At 37.6% G+C, this 18,418-nt stretch carries 15 protein-coding genes; 4 read left to right on the top strand and 11 right to left on the bottom strand.

Annotated elements, in window-relative coordinates; all coding sequences use genetic code 11:
• Window positions 1-368: 368 nt before the first annotated feature.
• A complete protein-coding gene (locus OVA16_RS01100) occupies window positions 369-2,588 on the top strand; it encodes an NADP-dependent isocitrate dehydrogenase (protein ID WP_267763084.1) in 2,220 nt (739 codons plus the stop codon).
• A 222-nt stretch (window positions 2,589-2,810) separates the two neighbouring features.
• Here OVA16_RS01100 and OVA16_RS01095 read toward each other — a convergent pair whose 3' ends face one another.
• Both OVA16_RS01095 and OVA16_RS01090 read right to left on the bottom strand, forming a co-directional pair.
• Window positions 2,811-3,110, bottom strand: coding sequence for a GIY-YIG nuclease family protein (locus OVA16_RS01095; protein ID WP_267763083.1), 300 nt, complete (start codon window positions 3,108-3,110; stop codon window positions 2,811-2,813).
• 225 nt (window positions 3,111-3,335) lie between these two features.
• A complete protein-coding gene (locus OVA16_RS01090) occupies window positions 3,336-3,764 on the bottom strand; it encodes an SRPBCC domain-containing protein (protein ID WP_267763082.1) in 429 nt (142 codons plus the stop codon).
• 327 nt (window positions 3,765-4,091) lie between these two features.
• On the opposite strand from OVA16_RS01090, the gene OVA16_RS01085 reads away from it, so the two are divergent.
• On the top strand, window positions 4,092-6,932 hold the full coding sequence (locus OVA16_RS01085; RefSeq protein ID WP_267763081.1) for a S8/S53 family peptidase: 2,841 nt from the start codon (window positions 4,092-4,094) through the stop codon (window positions 6,930-6,932).
• Window positions 6,933-7,109: 177 nt separating this feature from the next.
• Here OVA16_RS01085 and OVA16_RS01080 read toward each other — a convergent pair whose 3' ends face one another.
• Window positions 7,110-7,679, bottom strand: coding sequence for a thymidine kinase (locus OVA16_RS01080; RefSeq protein ID WP_267765316.1), 570 nt, complete (start codon window positions 7,677-7,679; stop codon window positions 7,110-7,112).
• Window positions 7,680-7,942: 263 nt separating this feature from the next.
• On the opposite strand from OVA16_RS01080, the gene OVA16_RS01075 reads away from it, so the two are divergent.
• The gene (locus OVA16_RS01075) at window positions 7,943-9,016 is read left to right on the top strand and encodes a hypothetical protein (RefSeq protein WP_267763080.1); all 1,074 of its coding nucleotides are present in this window, start codon (window positions 7,943-7,945) and stop codon (window positions 9,014-9,016) included.
• Between the two features lie 71 nt (window positions 9,017-9,087).
• Here the strand turns inward: OVA16_RS01075 and rodA are convergent, their stop codons facing one another.
• The 8 genes from rodA to purN form a co-directional block, all read right to left on the bottom strand.
• The gene (rodA, locus tag OVA16_RS01070) at window positions 9,088-10,350 is read right to left on the bottom strand and encodes a rod shape-determining protein RodA (protein ID WP_267763079.1); all 1,263 of its coding nucleotides are present in this window, start codon (window positions 10,348-10,350) and stop codon (window positions 9,088-9,090) included.
• Window positions 10,334-12,310, bottom strand: a complete 1,977-nt coding sequence (mrdA, locus tag OVA16_RS01065; protein WP_267763078.1) for a penicillin-binding protein 2 — start codon at window positions 12,308-12,310, stop codon at window positions 10,334-10,336. The genes rodA and mrdA overlap by 17 nt, the downstream gene beginning before the upstream one ends.
• Window positions 12,310-12,825: a rod shape-determining protein MreD gene (locus tag OVA16_RS01060; protein ID WP_267763077.1), complete on the bottom strand. Its 516-nt coding sequence runs from the start codon at window positions 12,823-12,825 to the stop codon at window positions 12,310-12,312. The genes mrdA and OVA16_RS01060 overlap by 1 nt, the downstream gene beginning before the upstream one ends.
• On the bottom strand, window positions 12,815-13,654 hold the full coding sequence (gene mreC / locus OVA16_RS01055; protein ID WP_267763076.1) for a rod shape-determining protein MreC: 840 nt from the start codon (window positions 13,652-13,654) through the stop codon (window positions 12,815-12,817). The genes OVA16_RS01060 and mreC overlap by 11 nt, the downstream gene beginning before the upstream one ends.
• Window positions 13,655-13,692: 38 nt before the next feature.
• Window positions 13,693-14,055 carry a four helix bundle protein gene (locus OVA16_RS01050; RefSeq protein ID WP_267763075.1) on the bottom strand — a complete coding sequence of 121 codons (363 nt, stop codon included), beginning with the start codon at window positions 14,053-14,055 and terminating at the stop codon, window positions 13,693-13,695.
• Window positions 14,056-14,091: 36 nt separating this feature from the next.
• Window positions 14,092-15,114: a rod shape-determining protein gene (locus OVA16_RS01045; protein ID WP_097131938.1), complete on the bottom strand. Its 1,023-nt coding sequence runs from the start codon at window positions 15,112-15,114 to the stop codon at window positions 14,092-14,094.
• 416 nt (window positions 15,115-15,530) lie between these two features.
• On the bottom strand, window positions 15,531-17,057 hold the full coding sequence (gene purH, locus OVA16_RS01040) for a bifunctional phosphoribosylaminoimidazolecarboxamide formyltransferase/IMP cyclohydrolase (protein WP_267763074.1): 1,527 nt from the start codon (window positions 17,055-17,057) through the stop codon (window positions 15,531-15,533).
• A 237-nt stretch (window positions 17,058-17,294) separates the two neighbouring features.
• Complete coding sequence (gene purN, locus OVA16_RS01035; RefSeq protein WP_267765313.1) at window positions 17,295-17,873, bottom strand: phosphoribosylglycinamide formyltransferase; 579 nt, start codon at window positions 17,871-17,873, stop codon at window positions 17,295-17,297.
• Between the two features lie 233 nt (window positions 17,874-18,106).
• Here purN and rpsT point away from each other — a divergent pair, with 233 nt between their 5' ends.
• Window positions 18,107-18,361, top strand: a complete 255-nt coding sequence (gene rpsT / locus OVA16_RS01030; RefSeq protein WP_097131927.1) for a 30S ribosomal protein S20 — start codon at window positions 18,107-18,109, stop codon at window positions 18,359-18,361.
• Window positions 18,362-18,418: the final 57 nt, after the last annotated feature.

Here is an 18,418-nt window from a genome sequence, read left to right as displayed (position 1 = left end):
ACCAAAATTGCAAGAGATAGGTTCATTAGCCCTTGGCTTTAGCTAAGGGTAAAATAGAGTAAGGCTAGAGGCTTTAGCCAAATCATAATAAGCGCTAACAGAAATCAGCTATTTTCAAATAAAGGAATATTGAAGTGATGACTTGGGGTTTAGACCACTAACTTTTCTTTTCTCCATCTGGATCTGTAATTTTCATGCGCTAACCTATTTAGTTATCTGGTTAAATAATTAACGTTTTCGGGTTATTTTAACGTATAAATAACAAAAGCCTGTTATAAAATTCGCTTGTTTATTTTATCTTTAGGCGATTTTATCAAACCAGTCCTTTTTTTGGACATCCTTATTTCAAACATCATAAAATAAAACACATGTCAAACTCATCAAAAATAATCTATACTAAAACAGACGAGGCTCCATTGTTGGCTACTTACTCATTTTTGCCTATCGTGCAGGCTTTTACAGCATCGGCAGGTATTGAGGTAGAAACTAGGGATATCTCTTTAGCAGGAAGAATTTTAGCCAACTTTCCTGAGTTTTTGAAAGATGACCAAAAAATTGGAGATGCCTTGACAGAGCTTGGCCAATTGGCAACTACGCCAGAGGCTAATATCATTAAATTACCTAATATTTCTGCTTCTATTCCACAGTTAAAAGAAGCCATCGCCGAGTTACAAGCTCAAGGTTTTGCCTTGCCAAACTTTCCAGAAGATGCTAAAACCGACGAAGAAAAAGCCATCAAAGCTAAATATTCAAAAGTATTGGGTTCGGCAGTAAATCCAGTTTTACGCGAAGGTAACTCAGATCGTAGAGCACCAAAAGCGGTAAAGAACTACGCAAAAGCAAATCCACACTCAATGGGTGCTTGGTCTTCTGATTCTAAAACTAGCGTAGCCAGCATGAGCGAAGGCGATTTCTATGGTTCTGAAAAATCTACAACAATAGGAAACGATACACAATTTAAGATTGAATTTGTAGCTACTGATGGCGCTGTAACCGAATTGAAAGGTTTAGCTAACTTAAAAGCAGGCGAAGTAATTGACAGCTCTGTATTGAGCATTGCCAAGTTGAAAGCTTTTGTAGCCGGGGCCATCAAAGAAGCTAAAGATGCGGGCGTATTGCTTTCGGCACACTTAAAAGCAACCATGATGAAGGTTTCAGATCCTATCATTTTCGGAGCTATTGTAGAGGCTTACTTTGCAGATGTTTTTGCTAAATATGCTGATCTTTTCAAAACTTTAGGAGTTGATACTCGTAATGGTTTGGGCGATGTTTACGCTAAAATTGCAGGTAGCGCACAAGAAGCAGAAGTGAAAGCAGCTATTGATGCAGCAATTGCAAACGGTCCGGCTTTGGCCATGGTAAACTCTGATAAAGGCATTACCAATTTGCATGTTCCTTCTGATGTAATTGTAGATGCTTCTATGCCTGCAATGATCCGTACATCAGGCCAAATGTGGGATAAAGATGGGAAACAACAAGATACCATTGCAATTATTCCTGATAGATGCTATGCAGGCGTTTACACCGCAACTATCGATGATTGTAAAAAACATGGTGCCTTTAATCCAACTACAATGGGTTCGGTTCCTAACGTGGGTTTAATGGCACAAAAAGCAGAAGAGTATGGTTCTCACGATAAAACTTTCCAAGCTGCTGCTAATGGAACTATCCGTGTAAGCGATGCTGCTGGAAATGTATTTTTTGAGCAGGCAGTAGAAACAGGCGATATTTTCCGTATGTGCCAAACTAAAGATGCACCTATACAAGATTGGGTAAAATTAGCAGTAAATAGAGCTCGTTTGTCTAATACGCCTGCTGTTTTTTGGTTAGATGAAAACAGGGCACACGATGCACAAATTATTAAGAAAATAAATACCTATTTGGCAGATCACGATACCAACGGTTTAGATTTACGTATCCTATCGCCAATTGAAGCTACCAAATTTACCTTAGAGCGTGTACGCAAAGGCGAAGATACTATTTCGGTTACTGGTAACGTATTACGTGATTATTTAACAGATTTATTCCCAATTTTAGAACTAGGTACCTCAGCTAAAATGCTTTCTATCGTTCCTTTAATGAATGGTGGTGGTTTGTTCGAAACCGGTGCTGGTGGTTCTGCTCCTAAGCACGTAGAACAGTTTGTAAAAGAAGGTTACCTGCGTTGGGATTCATTGGGCGAGTTCTTGGCATTGCAAGCTTCTTTAGAGCACTTATCGCAAACACAAAACAATGCAAAAGCACAAGTTTTAGCCGATGCTTTAGACGAAGCTAATGCGAAATTCTTAGCTACAGATAAATCTCCAGGTAGAAAATTAGGAACTATCGATAACCGTGGTTCTCATTTTTACTTAGCGCTGTATTGGGCCGAGGCTTTGGCTGCACAAACAAAAGATGCAGAATTAGCTGCTAAGTTTGCTCCATTAGCAAAAGCGTTAGTAGAAAACGAAGCTAAAATTACAGCAGAGCTGATAGAGGCACAAGGTAAAGCACAAGAAATTGGTGGTTATTATCATCCAAATGATGATTTAGCTGCAAAAGCAATGCGCCCGAGTGCTACCTTAAATGATGCTTTGGCGAGTTTGTAATCCAGGTAATAGGAATTAGTGTCTAGGGATTAGTTCCTAGTCATCATATAATGAAAAAATCCTCCAAGTTCACTTTGGGGGATTTTTTATGCTCTTTTCCGTCATCTCGAACGAGGTACGAGGAGAGATCTAGCGATTTTAGTATAAGATATGATTTTGCAATTGATTAGATTTCTCACTTCGCTGCGCTACGTTTCGAAACGACGGCGAAAATGTTTGCAACTACCACTCCTTTACCTCATCCCACAAATCTTTCCAAGATGGGTTCTTAGAATTAATTAGGTTGTTTTTCTTTTCTCTTCGCCATTTTTTGATCTCTTTTTCGCGTTCGATGGCTTCTTCTATGCTGAAAAATGTTTCATAGTAAATGCAGATGACAGCGCCATACTTCGCAGTAAAAGACTTTGGATACTTCTTCTCCCTATGCGCTATCAAACGCGACAATAAATCGGACGTTACCCCAATATATAGAACTGTGCGGTTTACGTTGGTGAGTATGTAGATGGAGCCACCTTTTTGCATAATGGTTAAAGTTGATTTTAATTTCTTCGCTGCACCTCTTTCGTAATCTTTATTTATTCCGTCATCTCGAACGAGGTACGAGGAGAGATCTAACGACTTGTTATTTTAGTATAAGACAAGATTTTGCAATTGATTAGATTTCTCACTTCGCTGCGCTACGTTTCGAAACGAAGGAGAATGTGGTGCTGATGAGAACTAACCATCTCGCAATAACAATAATATAACCTAAGCCTCTGCCAACTCCTTAACCTTCTTTGGCCAAGTTTCTTCAAAATAACCTTGGTGCTCTTCAGTAGTGTCGGTTTCTATACTTAACAAAGATTTGCCATCTCTAGCGCTTAACTTGTAACTTTCAACAGCGCCAACCCATTTCTTCACTTCTTCGCTTTCGTAATCTTCTACTCCTTTCATATACATCCCTAAATGATGTATAGAAATGTACTCATTTGGAATATGCTCTGCAATTTTCGAGATCATACCGTCGCCGTCTGCATTTACAAATAAAGTTTTGCTACCTACTTGCCAATCGGTTATTGCCCTAGAACCTTCAGCAAAAGGAGCAGTCCACTGTGGATAGGTGGTTTCGCCTAAAAGAACGTTACATACTTTTTCCTTTGGCGCATCAATTTCGATTTTAAAATATATTCTTACCATGGTTTTGGTTTTTAGCTGCAGATACACCAATCTTTTAAGATGTTGTTGGTTTTCATCAAAAAAATCTGTGCATCTGTGGCGAATTAAAAATTCAATTTACTAAAATCCATGAACAAAACGTTCCATTTATGTCCATCTAAATCAGTAAAACCACCACCATACATCCAGCCATCTTTTTAGCCACCTCTGACATAAGCTATAGCGCCAGTTTGTTTCTGAAAATTAAGCATTCTAACTTGTTTTTTAAATCGGCTTTGCCAAATGGCGCATAAGCAACTTATGGTTTGGTATCAAATATTATGTAACTTAGCCTTACGCTATAATTTCATGAGAAAAATATACCTTTTAGTTGTCTTTTTATTCATCCTGTTTGGATTTACAGATCAAACACCGGCTAATAAAATTAAGTTTAAACTTCCAGCTGGCGTAACTACAAAAGACTATCTGCCCAATTCGCTAATTATCAAATTTAAAAGTGGTGCTAGGTTAGATGTAGCTACACAAAGTACAACGGCACAGCTAAGTGCCAATGGTATTTCTTTAAGCATTTTAGAACCAGTTTTCAACCAAAATGCAAAATCAGATCAGACCTTTGCTAATAATGGGGTTAATTATCATTTCGAACGCTACTATCATGCAAAATATCAAGGTAATGCCAATATAGAAACGGTAATTAATACACTTTTACAGACCGATAATATTGAATATGCAGAGCCTAGTTACATTCATAGCACTTGGTATACCCCAAATGATGCAGCTTACGGGTCACAGGCGTATCTTACACAGTTAAAAGCGCCACAAGCGTGGGATGTACTTAAAAACTCTTCGGGAGTGGTAATTGCCATTGTAGATTCTGGTTCGGAAATTACACACCAAGATTTAGCTGGAAATATTTATTACAATACAGCAGATCCAGTAAATGGAATTGATGACGATGGCGATGGGTATGTAGATAATTATGCCGGTTGGGATTTCTGTGGTGCTTCTGCCAGTACCATGATTGGCGATAACGACCCTAATGTAAAAAGTAGTGAAGCGGATCACGGTGTGCACGTAAGTGGTATTGCCAGTGCCGTTACAGATAATGGATTAGGGGTAGCCTCTATTGCCCAAAATGCCAAGTTATTAATTGTAAAAGCTGGCGCTGATGATGCACCGAGATCTATTTACAAAGGTTACGAAGGTATCAAGTATGCTGCAGATAAAGGTGCCCATATCATCAATTGTTCTTGGGGTGGTGTTGGCGGCGGTCAGTTTGGCCAAGAGATGATTGATTATGCCGTTAGCAAAGGCTGCTTAGTGGTAGCTGCTGCTGGCAATTCGGGAGATGACATTCCTATTTACCCGGCCGCTTTTGATGGGGTACTTGCTGTGGCTAATTTAAACTCAAATGATACCAAAGCTTCTGGCTCTAATTATGGTACTTATGTAGATATTTCTGCTCCCGGACAAGGAATTTATAATACAATTTACGGAAATACCTATGGCTTTAAATCTGGCACTTCTATGGCTGCACCTTTGGTAGCTAGCGCAGCAGCTTTACTAAAAGCAAAATATCCAAACTATACCGGTTTGCAAATAGGCGAAATACTAAGGGCAGCTGCCGATGATGTTGATGCCCAAAATACCAATTATGCAGGCTTGTTGGGCAGCGGGCGATTAAATGTGTACCGAGCCCTTACTGAAAACGCTGCATCGGTACGTTATCAGAATATGACCATTACCGATCAAAGTTTGGGTAATAGGGCACCCAATACAGAAATTGCCTTGCAGTTTGCGCTAAAAAATTTCCTCATTCCGGTAACCGGACTAACTGTAAATATCTCTAGCAATAGTGCTTTTGTACAGGTGTTAGATCAAAATATCAGCGCAGGAAATTTAGCTAGTCTAGAAACTAAAACTGGTTTGGCTGCGGTTAGAGTTAGGGTATTGGCTAATGCACCAGAAAATCACGAAGTAGTTTTTACCTTAAGATATACCGCAAATAATGGAACTTATACCAGCACAGAACGCTTTACTACCGTAGTAGCTTTAGATTACTTAAATGTTGCCGTTAATCAAATTAGCACTTCGCTTACCTCAAACGGTAGGGTAGGCTACAGCAAAGCCAATGCTACCGCAGGTTTAGGTTTTCTTTACAAAGGGGAAAGTATGTTATTTGAAGCGGCCTTGCTTATTGGCAAATCCGAAACACAGGTAATGAACAACGCCAGAGCAGAAACTGAGGCTAGCGAAGATTTTAAAAGACAGCAAACGGCAGCAATGTCTGTTTCATCGGTAGCTGCTTTTGAAGGTACCAGTGTTTTTACCGATGCAGGAAGTGCCAATCCGATAGGACTAAAAATACTTTCTAGGGCTTTGGCATTTAATTCTACTAACGATAATAAATATGTAATTATAGAATACGAGATTGCTAACACTAACAACACCGATTTGCAAAATATTTACACGGGTTTGTTTACCGATTGGGATTTAGACGAAGCTTCTGCCAATGCCACGCAATACGATGCAGTGGCCAAAATTGCTTATGTTTATGCCAAGCAAAATGCATCATATCCTTATGCTGGTGTGCGTTTGTTGAACTTAACGGGTGCACCTGCTTATTATCCAATGTCGTATCAAATAGCCAATAGTTTTTTGGCTGATAATAATTTTACGGTCGCCGAAAAATATAAAACATTAACTTCTGGCATACAGGCCCAAGGTTTAGGCTATGATACCGCCAACGGTTACGATGTGATGTTTACCCTTGGTAGCGGCCCTTATAATATCCCTAAAACTGGAACAATTAAAGTAGCCTATGCTTTTTTAGCAGGCGATAATCTGAATGAGTTAGTTGCCATGGGCAGTGCAGCAGAGCTGAAGTATAAGGAAATACTGGCCAATAGGCTAAGTAGTATTCCGGTAACTTATGCCTTAAAGCAGAACTATCCAAATCAGGCTAAAACCTTTACTTATATACCTTTAGATTTGCCCGAAAAAACGGAAGTAGATATCAATATTTACGATATAACGGGCAGAAAAATCAGTAAGGTAACAAAAGGTGTTTTAGAAGCGGGCAGCTATCGATTTTATGTAGATGTAAGTACATTTGCCAGCGGCGTATATACTTACAAGCTAACTACGCCCAACTTTAAGCAAGCTAAGAAAATGGTGGTGGCGAGATAATTCGTTCACTAGTTCATTAGTTATTGGTTCATAGCTATCGAATTGTCGAAATAACTTTTGGCTATTTGTTAAAGGTAATGCCTTCGGACATCTGACTTGCCGGACTTTTAGTTATTAAACTGGTTAATCGATAATGTAGGTCATCATCAAATCATCACATTTGCTAATTAACTAATCCTAGTGGTTAAAACAAGCCCTGCAGCGAGGTTCGTAACTATCTTTTTCTCCTAAAAGCACTCTGTTTTCGCTTGCTGCGGTACGGTAAGAATATACCGCTGGGCTGCCACATTGCATACAAACCGCGTTTACTTTGGTTACGTGTTCGGCAATAGCCATTAACGCAGGCATTGGCCCAAAAGGTTTGCCCAAAAAATCCATGTCTAAACCTGCAACAATAACCCTAATGCCTTTACTGGCCAAAACATTGCAAACCTCAGCTAGGCCTTCGTCAAAAAACTGTGCTTCATCAATGCCCACTACTTGTGTATTTGTGCCAAGCAACAGAATAGCAGAAGAGTGATCTACAGGGGTTGATGGGATGGTGTTTTTATCATGAGATACCACCGCCATTTCATCATAGCGAGTATCTGTTTTAGGTTTAAAAATCTCTACATTTAGCTTAGCAATCTGCGCTCTTTTTAGCCTTCTAATGAGTTCTTCGGTTTTTCCAGAAAACATAGAACCGCAAATTACTTCTATACTGCCACTAAATTCTCCCCGTCTAAAATTTTGCTCGCTAAATAACATGGTAAAGGTATTTTTAACCAAACTTAGATAAATTTGATTTGATATACAATATCATCACTAGGTATATCAAAGCAAACTGTCGTTCTAGCCTCAACCACACCAAGATATATTCATCTAAAATAAATACTAACAGATTTTTATAGTATTTTTGATTGTTTTTACTAACATAAAAAGCCAAAACTTTCGTTACAACAATAGCGTTTAATAATTGTTGAAGCATTTTGGGCTTTTCCTCGGTATAAATATTAAAAATAACACAGCAGATGAAGCAAGAAGCTCTTTTCAAGAAATTAGGAAATATACTTAGCGAACTAAACGAACAGTACCAATTTTTATCTCAAAATCCCGAGCAGTTAACCGAACTAGAATTGGAACTGTTTTTGGCAAATGCCAGTTTCTTAACAGATCATATCCAGATTATTAAAAAATTAAACTTGCCTTTACAAGTAGCTGCTATACCTGCAGTAGTTAACGAAACCATAAATGAGCCTATAGTTGACGAAGAAATAAGCGACGAGCTTAAAGATATACAACAGGTAGAAGCCATTACTTTTGCTAATCTGGCAGAAGAAGAAGAAATTATAGACCCTGTTTCAATAATATTACCCGAAGAAGAAGCGCCAGAAACTGTTTTTGATTTTGAGACGCCTGTAGTTAAAGAAGTAGAAAAAGAAATTTTTAGGTTAGATTCTGAGCCTACTCAAACTTTCGAGTTTATCCTTAATAAAGACGATTTTAATGAAGATGATAAATTTGATTTTGAAGAAAAAACTACCGAACAATTGTTTGATAGACCTTTGAGTAAAGAGGAAGAACTTATTTTAGAACAAAAGAAAAAAGTAAAAGAAAATTTAATTCGCGATCCCGAAGAGCTAGAAGAAGATGAAGTTGGGCCAGAGCCTTTCTTGGTGCAGCACGAAGAGGCAACCGAGAAAATAGAGGTGCCAAAAGTTATTGAGCCTGTAGCAGAGGATAAGGTTGCCCCCACGGTAGAATTGAATAAGATAGTGGTAGAAACTACTAAATATCAGCCTACATTAAATGATTTGTTAGCTGGTAAAAACACGAGTTCGAGGTTAAATGAAACTTCTGGCGCTGTTGTTACAGATTTAAAAGCTGCCATTAATCTTAATGATAAATTACTTTATATAAAAGACTTGTTTAATGGTTATAATTTAGCTTATGCAGAAGCAATCGACATCGCTAACAAAATGCCAAACTTCGATGCCGCAGATAATTTCTTTCAAAAAAATTACGCTGTGAAAAATAACTGGGCCGATAAACAAGCAACTGTAGATAAGTTTTATTTGTTGCTGAATAAAAGGTTTAGAGACTAAGGGTTTTAGGTTTTAAGTAGTACGTTATAAGTTTTGAAATATGCTACGTAAAACTTATAACCTACAACGTTTTAAATAAAACCCATCCTATTAGAATCCAATTTCAAAAAGATAAATAGCAATATCGTAAAGCTCCACAAAGAAGAGCCTCCATAACTAATAAATGGCAGCGGAATACCAATTACAGGCATAATTCCTATCGTCATTCCAATATTAATAAATACGTGGAAAAATAGGATACAGGCAATGCTGTAGCCGTAAACTCTCGAAAAAACAGATCGCTGTCGTTCGGCCATGTTTATAATGCGTAACAAAAGGAAACAATAAAGTCCAATCACTACAAAACAGCCAATAAAGCCCCATTCTTCGCCAATAGTTGAGAAAATGAAATCTGTACTTTGTGCTGGTACATAATCGTATTTGGTTTGTGTGCCTTCTAAGTAACCTCGCCCGGTAAGCTGTCCCGCCCCTATCGCAATTTTAGATTGTATTACGTTGTAGCCAGCCCCTCTGTTATCACTAGTTAAACCTAAAATTAGCTCAATACGTGTACGCTGGTGGGGCTTTAAAACATTTTCAAACAAATACTTGGCAACAAACAAATAGCAAATTGCAATTATTGTAATGATACCTACATTAATTACTTTTTGAAGCTTCTTTCTAACGTTGTAGGCAAACAATCCTCCAACAATTAAGATGGAAATGATGAGTACTGTAGGTGTAATGAATAAATTGAGGATAAATAACAATACGGCACCCCAAAAGATAATCAACAGGTTTCCAGGCAAACCTTCTCGGTATAAAGGAAACATGAATGATAAAAACACTAGCATAGAACCAGCATCTGGTTGAAGCATAATTAAAGCCATTGGCAATCCAACGATTGCTAAAGAAATTAAAATTGGCTTGAAAGTGTTTAGCTTAGGATTAAAAGAACTGATATACCTAGCTAATAATAAGGCTGTGCCAAATTTAGCAAATTCGGAAGGTTGTAAGCGGAAAGAGCCGAGAGGAATCCATGCTTGGTTACCACCAACATTTCTACCAACCACCAAAACTGCCATTAATAAAATGATAGTTATACCATAAACTATTGGCGCAAATACGCTGAAAAATTTAGAATCTAGTAAAAGGATGGATAAGCCTAAAATTAAACCTGTAATAATGAAAATCAATTGCTTACCATACTCTGCAGAGAAGCTAAAAGCACTGCTGATGTCTGGTTTGTATTGTACAGAAAAAATATTGATGAAACCAACAGCGCACAAAGCCACATAAATCAATATAGTGACCCAATCAACATTAAAGAAAAATCTATTATTCTGTTGTTGCATTGTTCTTTGGTGCTACTGCTGTTTTATTAAATGGATTTTTGATTGCGGCAGTTTTTAAAGGAACAGTTTTTTTAGTAGTATCTACTTTGCTGGTGTCTACCTTAGGTTTCTGTTTAGGAATTTTATCTTTTAAAACTGGAAGTAAATTGTCAGCCTTGTACTGCTCAATGGTTGCACCATTAATTCTTCTACCTTTCAAGCTATCGGTTAAATACTTTTCGGTAATGAAACTGGCGATCGGAGCAGCATAAGCACCCCCATAGCCACCGTTTTCTACGATTACTGCAATAGCAATTTTTGGATTGTCGCGAGGAGCAAAGCCAATGAAAACCGAGTGGTTTTTACCATGTGAGTTTTGTACAGTACCAGTTTTACCACACATCAAGATATTTGGTATCATAGATTCTTTTGCAGTTCCAATTTGACTATTTACCGCATCTTGCATTCCGTCGATTACTGGTCCGAAATGTTTGGCGTCTACACCTACATAGTGTTTTTCTTTATATTTTGGATCGATATGTTTATCGCTTCCAATTCCTTTTACTAAATGCGGTTTGATATAATAGCCTCTATTGGCAATAATAGCCATGATGTTGGCCATTTGCAATGGGGTGGTCGTAATCTCTCCCTGGCCAATGCCGACTGACAAAATAGTACCGTAACTCCAGTATTTACTATAGCGTTTAGTATAATCTTCCGAAGAAAATAATTTATAACCTCTTTCACCAGGATAGTCTATACCTAAAGTATCGCCAATCCCGAACTTACGTACTTTTTCTTGCCATTCATCATAGGCCTTATGCTGATTTTTCCTGCCCTTTTTAGTCATTTCTTTTACGAAAAGACTCCAAAAATACGTGTTGCAAGACCTAGCAATACCTCGTCTTAAAGCCACATTCCCATCAATGTGCTCACACTTAAACCTTGTTCTTCCAACCTGATAATAGCCTGGGCAGTTAAATGTAGTATTCTCATTAATGACTCCTTCCTGTAGCGCTATTAAAGCACTAAGTGGTTTAAACGCAGAGCCTGGAGAATATCTACCCTTAATTGGTCTGATAAAAAAAGGACGATAAGGATTGGAAAAAATCTTCATGTAATTGTTGCCACTTTCGCTACCTACCATCAAATTTGGATCGTAACCCGGACTGCTCACAAATGCTAATATTTCTCCTGTTGCAGGTTCTATAGCCACAATACTTCCTACTTTGTTGTTTAACAGCTGTTCTCCTAATTTTTGTATTTCTACATCGATAGTGGTGGTAAGCTGTTCGCCTGCGATAGCTAGAGAATCGAACTTCCCGTCGGCGTAACTTCCTTGAGCTACATTACGAACATTATAAAGCATGTTTCTTACACCTTTTGTTCCGCGTAAGTCGGTTTCATATTGTCTTTCTATACCAGATTTTCCAATGTAATCACCAGGTTTGTAATAGCCTCGGTGTCTTTCAATTTCTGTTTGGTTTACTTCTTTGATGTAGCCTAAAAGCTGTCCGCCTATACTATCTGGATAATAACGGATAGTTCTTTTCTGTACTTCAAACCCTTTGTAATTTGCCATACGCTCTTGCAGGGTGGCATAGGTTTGTATCGAAAGTAATTTTTGAAATATGGAAGCCTGATATTTTGATTGCACAACCGCTTTGTGGAATTTCTTGCGGAAATCTTCCATCGTAATGCCTATGATATTGCACAAAGATAGCGTATCAAAAGGTACAACTTCGTTTGGCGTTACCATTAAATCGTATGTAGGTTGGTTTTGGGCCAGTACCTTGCCATTTCTGTCGGTAATTACGCCACGGGCTGGATAGATGAATTTTTTACGAAGTGCGTTGTTGTTTGCGTCTAAGAAATATTTATCGCTAGCCACCTGTATATAGAAAAGCCTGCCTAACAAAATTAGTGCAAGTAATACAAATAAGCCTTGTATAATATATTTTCTATTAAACAGTTGGTTCATTAAGCCGATTTTCTGTTATGGAAGATAAACTCTACCAATAACACAGTAAATAATGTAAATACCACGCTCAATAAAGTTCTTCCTAAGGTATAAGTTATTGATGTAAGTTTAAAAGCTTCTAGAAAAAACAATACAACATGATGAACAAAAATACACAATACTGCATATAAAGAAAACCACCTAAAGCCCATATTTCCTAAAGAAGGCTCTGGCTCATCAATAGCTTCTCTGTTTAAACTCACAGAGATGAAAAGAATTCTCACAAAAGCTAAAGCGATACAGGCACTCGTATGTACGCCCAAAGTATCGTAAAAAGTATCTAGGGTTAGGCCTGTAATAAATGCAATTACATAGAGTAAAAGGTTTGGGATATGAAAAGGTAGCACTAAAATAAATAGTACATAAATGAACGGGGTAGAGAGGTTATAGAATGCCATGTTACGCAACAGAAAAATCTGTACAAACAAGAGCACAATCCACCTAAAAATATTTATCAATATAGCTCTACTGTTCATTTTTCACTTCTGGTTGTAAAGATTTTACTTCTTCTGCAAATTTATCTTTAACTACATAAACAAATTGTAACGTACTAAAATTGTTGAACAAAGTAACTTCCAAAGTCATAAAACTATCGCCTGTACTTACACTTGTGTTTGTTACTTTGCCCACCTCTATTCCTCTTGGGAAACCACCCGAGCCAGAGGTAATAATTGTATCGCCCACTTTAACTTTGTAATGATTAGGGATTTCTTTAACGTAGGCTTTGCGATAATCGAAATTATCATCGCCCCAAACCAAACTACCAAAAGCATTGTCTTTTTTAAGCACCACACTAATTGCTGTTTCTTGATTTAACAGCGGGCGTATAGTCGCAAAATTTTCAGACACATTTTGCACAAAACCAACTACACCTTTATTTGGAGAAATTACTGCCATGTCTTTCAAGATGCCATCTTTAGCACCTTTGTTGATAGTGATGATGTTGTTGGTTAAGGTAACTGAGTTTTTGAAAACCTTAGCTGCAATTAAGGTGTATTGTTGGTGGTTAATGCTATCTTTTACTTTGGTAACTTGGGTACTATCAATCTCATTTAAGGCAAGCAATTGTGTTTTTAAAGCTGCGTTTTCTGCCGCTAAGCTATCATTCACTTGCACCAAGTTTAAGTAGCGCTTAATTACGTTTAGTCGCTTATAGGCAGTGCCTACAACTTCATTGGTAGAGCTAAAAGTAACGCTTCGTTGGTACACATTATTTCTAATCGTTAAAATAATTCCAACGGTAAAAAAGATGATAAAAAAGAAAAATGCGTTGTATCTGCTAAGAAAAATCCAAAGGTTACGCATTTTGATTTACGATTTTAGAGTTACGATTTACGATTAATTTACAACTTTTGACCTTTCTTGCGAATAGTAACTATCGAAGATACCACAATGGACAGTAATTCGTTTGCCTCTCGCCAATTTTCTTGGATAACTTGTTTTTTGTCCGTGTTAAATTCTGCTAATAATTCAAGAAAGAACATCGTCTCATCTAGTTCTTCTTCAACAATTTTAAGTTTATTCAAAAAATCAGCTGTCGATTTAGCTCTGCAGGCGGCTCTATAGTTTGCTCCAACAGAGCTTGAGCACCTAATCAACTGATTTGAATAATTCTTATTTATCACATTATGGGGAAGCTCGATTATTAATTTGGCAATTGATATCGAATATGCTTTAGTTCTTGCTTTTAAGGTTTCGCTATTCATCAATCGTAAATCTAAAATCTACACTCGTAAATCCCCTTATTGCATTAAGAATTTATAATTTCCAATGTTTTTCAAGGCGATACCAGTACCGCGTACTACCGCACGTAATGGATCTTCGGCAACGTGAACAGGCAATTTAGTTTTTGCAGCTACACGTTTATCCAAGCCTCTTAACAAAGCACCACCGCCAGTTAAATAAATACCAGTTTGGTAAATATCAGCAGAAAGTTCTGGAGGAGTAATCTCCAAAGCTTTCAAAATCGCTTCCTCAATTTTAGAGATCGATTTATCTAAACAGTGTGCAATTTCAGTGTATGAAACAGTAATTTGTTTAGGTACGCCAGTCATTAAATCTCTACCTTGTACAGCAAAATCAGCAGGTGGATCGCTCAATTCTGGCAAAGCAGCACCAACTTCAATTTTAATTTTCTCCGCAGTACGGTCACCAATCATAATGTTATGCTGACGACGGATGTAGTTTACGATATCCGAGTCGAAGTTATCTCCAGCCACACGGATAGATTGATCGCAAACAATACCCGAAAGTGCAATCACCGCAATTTCAGTAGTACCACCACCAATATCGATAATCATGTTTCCCATCGGTTCTTCCACATCAATACCAATACCTACAGCAGCAGCCATTGGCTCGTGGATCAAGTAAACCTCTTTTGCCCCGGCAATTTCGGCACTGTCTCTAACCGCACGTTTCTCTACCTCGGTAATACCAGAAGGAATACAGATTACCATCCTTAAAGAAGGGAACATCCATCCTTTACCGCCATTCAGCATACGGATCATACCTTTGATCATGGCTTCAGCAGCGTTAAAATCTGCAATTACACCATCTTTCAAAGGTCTAACCGTTCTAATGTTATCGTGGGTTTTACCCTCCATTTGCATCGCCTGGCGGCCAATAGCAATAATTTTATTTGTCGATCTGTCGAAAGCCACAATAGAAGGCTCATCAACAACTACTTTATCGTTATGTATAATAAGGGTATTCGCAGTGCCAAGGTCAATGGCAACTTCCTGCGTAAACCAGTTAAATAATCCCATGTAAAAGGTATGTTATTGTATGTATTAACAAAAATGTCTAATATCTTAAATGTAAAATTAGACAAAATATTATATTAAGTTTCTTTTTTCTGTTTGAAAATCAAAACCAGTAATGCTTTTTAAGGACAGTCCCGCTTTACGCTGTAATCTTTTTGACAACCTCTGTCATCCTAAGCTTGTCGAAGGATTTGTTTCATCGCATACAATGCTTCGATAAACTCAGCCTGACACGTAAATCAACTTCAACCAAAAGTATTTCCGCTTCAATCGGGTTTAATAAACCAGGTCTTCGCTAAAAACTCACAACCTTGTAGCTCGTTTAGAGATTGCTTCGTCGTGCCTCCTCGCAATGACGATACGTTTAAGTTTCTGCAATTTCAAAACTGATCCCTAACTCCTAATCCCTGACCCCTAAACTAGTGCTTAAAGTGTCTCACGCCAGTAGTTACCATTGCGATACCTTTTTCGTTAGCTTTTGCTACAGAATCAGCATCCTTAATAGAACCGCCTGGTTGTAAAACTGAAGTGATACCAGCATCAGCAGCAATCTCCACACAATCAGGGAAAGGGAAGAAAGCATCAGAAGCCATAGCAGCACCTTGTGTGCTGAAACCAAAAGAAGCTGCTTTTTCAATCGCTTGTCTCAAAGCATCAACTCTCGAAGTTTGACCAACACCACTTGCAATTAAAACATCATCCTTAACCAAAACAATAGTATTAGATTTAGTGTGTTTTACAATTTTATTAGCGAAGTGTAAGTCTTTTAATTCTTGTGCTGTTGGTAATTTTTCCGTAACAGCAGTCATTTGCTCAGGACCTTCGATAATTAAATCTTTGTCCTGCTCAATTACACCGTTCAATAAAGTTTTGAATTGTTTTTTGTTCAATTCAACGTAATTACGTTTCAAGATTACTCTGTTTTTCTTCGCTTTGAACAAATCTACAGCAGCTTGTTCATAGCTTGGTGCAATCAAAACCTCGAAAAATAAATTGTTGATTTCTTCAGCAGTTGCCAAATCAACTTCTCTGTTGGTAATTAAAACACCACCAAAAGCAGAAACAGGATCGCAAGCCAAAGCATCAATCCAAGCTTGCTTAACTGTACTTCTAGAAGCTACACCGCAAGCATTGGTGTGTTTCAAAATTGCAAAAGTAGGTTCTTCGAACTCGTCGATTAGACTTACAGCTGCATCTACGTCAACCAAATTATTGTAGCTTAACTCTTTTCCGTTCAATTTCGTGAACATCTCATCTAAATTACCGTAGAAAGTCCCTTTTTGATGAGGGTTTTCTCCGTAACGTAAAGTTTGCGCACTGGCAATGCTTTCTTTGAATACATTTAAGGGCTCGTCGCTGTTGAAATAGTTGAAGATAGCCGTATCATAGTGAGAAGAAGTATGGAAAGCTTTTTTAGCGAAAGCCTTACGTTGTGCTAAAGTGGTAGCGCCATTTTGTTCTTGTAGTTGTTCTAATAAAGTTGAGTAGTCATCCTTCGATGCAATAATTACTACATCGTTAAAGTTCTTTGCAGCAGCTCTAATTAAAGAGATCCCGCCGATGTCGATTTTCTCAATAATTTCTTCGTCGGTTCCACCGCCCTTAACGGTTTCCTCAAAAGGATAAAGATCAACAATTACCAAATCAATTTCAGGGATTTCGTACTGAGCAATCTGCTCTTGATCGCCAGCTAAATTTCTGCGGTTTAAAATGCCTCCGAAAACTTTTGGGTGTAAAGTTTTTACACGTCCACCTAAAATAGAAGGATAGCTAGTTAAGTCTTCTACAGCGGTAACAGGAACATTTAAGTCTTTGATAAATTGCTCGGTTCCACCGGTAGAATATAAGGCTACACCTTGTTTGCCAAGGTACTCAACTAATGGTGCTAAACCATCTTTATAATAAACTGAAATTAAGGCGTTTTTGATCTTTACTGATTGGCTCATTTTGAGGGTATTGTTTTGAGCCGCAAAGGTATGAAAATGAGACGATTTTTAGAGGAGGTTTTTTAAATAAAATTAGAGTTTATGCAAACAGGTTGTTTGGATTTTTAGATGTTTAGTTTTTTTGAAGTTATTAAGTCGGAGAGTTTTGAGACCGCAAGTCCGAAAAGTTAGGGTCTGCCAAGATTAGTGGCTGTCTATACTTTTGAAAACCGAGAACTGAAAACTGCCTACTAATCCCTATTTCTTAATTTTCTTAATCAGCGTTTCAACAATTTTTGGATAGTGCAAATGCTCTAGCTGTTGGCCTTTAAATTTAATCATTTCTAAATTGTCGTCTTTTTCTATCCTATATTTAGCTTGATAAATGAATTCGCCTTCATCATAATTTTCGTTCACATAGTGGATAGTAATACCGCCTTCTGTGTCGCCAGCCGCCATTACCGCTTGGTGCACACGGTCGCCATACATTCCCTTGCCGCCATGTTTAGGTAAAAGAGATGGATGGATATTAATGATGCGGCCAGGATATTCTTTTAATAAATTTTGGGGGATGAGCCAAAGAAAACCAGCCAATACAATTAGATCAATATCTAGATTTTTCAGCAAGTCTAAAACCTCATCAGTTTGATAAAACTCATTTCTATCAAAAATATGCGAGGGGATTTCGAAACTATCAGCTCTTTGTAGTACGTAAGATTCTGGATTGTTGGTTAACACGAGGGCAATTTCTGCCTCTGTACTACGTTTAAAATGCTCCATTATCTTTTGAGCGTTTGATCCTGATCCTGAAGCAAAAATGGCTATACGTTTCTTCACTGCGTTTTGTGTTTTTTTCAAAAATAATATTTTAAGGCTTTTCGAGCTAATTTTGAGCCAAAAAACCTAATTTAATCGAAAAATAATGCCTAGCTATCAATGTTGTGCTTCAAAAGCTTCGTGCTTAAATCGTTAGATGAAAAAATATTTTTAAATCCATTTTGCATTTAAAAATATTACCTCTATATTTGCAGTCCGAAAATAAAACACAGAAGATATTAAAAGGCTAAACAATGGCAAATCATAAATCAGCATTAAAAAGAATTAGAGCAAACGCTGCAAAACGTCTACGTAACAGGTATCAAGCTAAAACTACACGTACATTTATCAAAAGATTGCGTGCTGCTGAAGATAAAAAAACAGGATTAGAATTGCTTCCTAAAGTAATTTCTATGTTAGATCGTTTAGCTAAGAAAAACGTAATTCACAAAAACAAAGCTTCTAACAATAAAGCAAAATTAACGAAGTTCGTTAACACTTTGAAATAGTCGCATTTTTAAACGATATTTAGAACGGTATCATCGTAAGATGATGCCGTTTTTTTG

Source organism: Pedobacter sp. SL55 (assembly GCF_026625705.1).
Taxonomy (GTDB): Bacteria; Bacteroidota; Bacteroidia; order Sphingobacteriales; family Sphingobacteriaceae; genus Pedobacter.
This window is presented reverse-complemented; position numbering and strand designations above follow the sequence as displayed.

Coding starts and splice junctions, on each gene's coding strand:
- mrdA (WP_267763078.1), bottom strand. CDS start 12,310: ATGAACCAACTGTTTAATAGAAAATATATTATACAAGGCTTATTTGTA.
- OVA16_RS01090 (WP_267763082.1), bottom strand. CDS start 3,764: ATGGTAAGAATATATTTTAAAATCGAAATTGATGCGCCAAAGGAAAAA.
- purH (WP_267763074.1), bottom strand. CDS start 17,057: ATGAGCCAATCAGTAAAGATCAAAAACGCCTTAATTTCAGTTTATTAT.
- OVA16_RS01060 (WP_267763077.1), bottom strand. CDS start 12,825: ATGAACAGTAGAGCTATATTGATAAATATTTTTAGGTGGATTGTGCTC.
- rpsT (WP_097131927.1), top strand. CDS start 18,107: ATGGCAAATCATAAATCAGCATTAAAAAGAATTAGAGCAAACGCTGCA.
- rodA (WP_267763079.1), bottom strand. CDS start 10,350: ATGCAACAACAGAATAATAGATTTTTCTTTAATGTTGATTGGGTCACT.
- OVA16_RS01045 (WP_097131938.1), bottom strand. CDS start 15,114: ATGGGATTATTTAACTGGTTTACGCAGGAAGTTGCCATTGACCTTGGC.
- OVA16_RS01080 (WP_267765316.1), bottom strand. CDS start 7,679: ATGTTATTTAGCGAGCAAAATTTTAGACGGGGAGAATTTAGTGGCAGT.
- OVA16_RS01085 (WP_267763081.1), top strand. CDS start 4,092: ATGAGAAAAATATACCTTTTAGTTGTCTTTTTATTCATCCTGTTTGGA.
- OVA16_RS01100 (WP_267763084.1), top strand. CDS start 369: ATGTCAAACTCATCAAAAATAATCTATACTAAAACAGACGAGGCTCCA.
- OVA16_RS01095 (WP_267763083.1), bottom strand. CDS start 3,110: ATGCAAAAAGGTGGCTCCATCTACATACTCACCAACGTAAACCGCACA.
- OVA16_RS01075 (WP_267763080.1), top strand. CDS start 7,943: ATGAAGCAAGAAGCTCTTTTCAAGAAATTAGGAAATATACTTAGCGAA.
- OVA16_RS01050 (WP_267763075.1), bottom strand. CDS start 14,055: ATGAATAGCGAAACCTTAAAAGCAAGAACTAAAGCATATTCGATATCA.
- mreC (WP_267763076.1), bottom strand. CDS start 13,654: ATGCGTAACCTTTGGATTTTTCTTAGCAGATACAACGCATTTTTCTTT.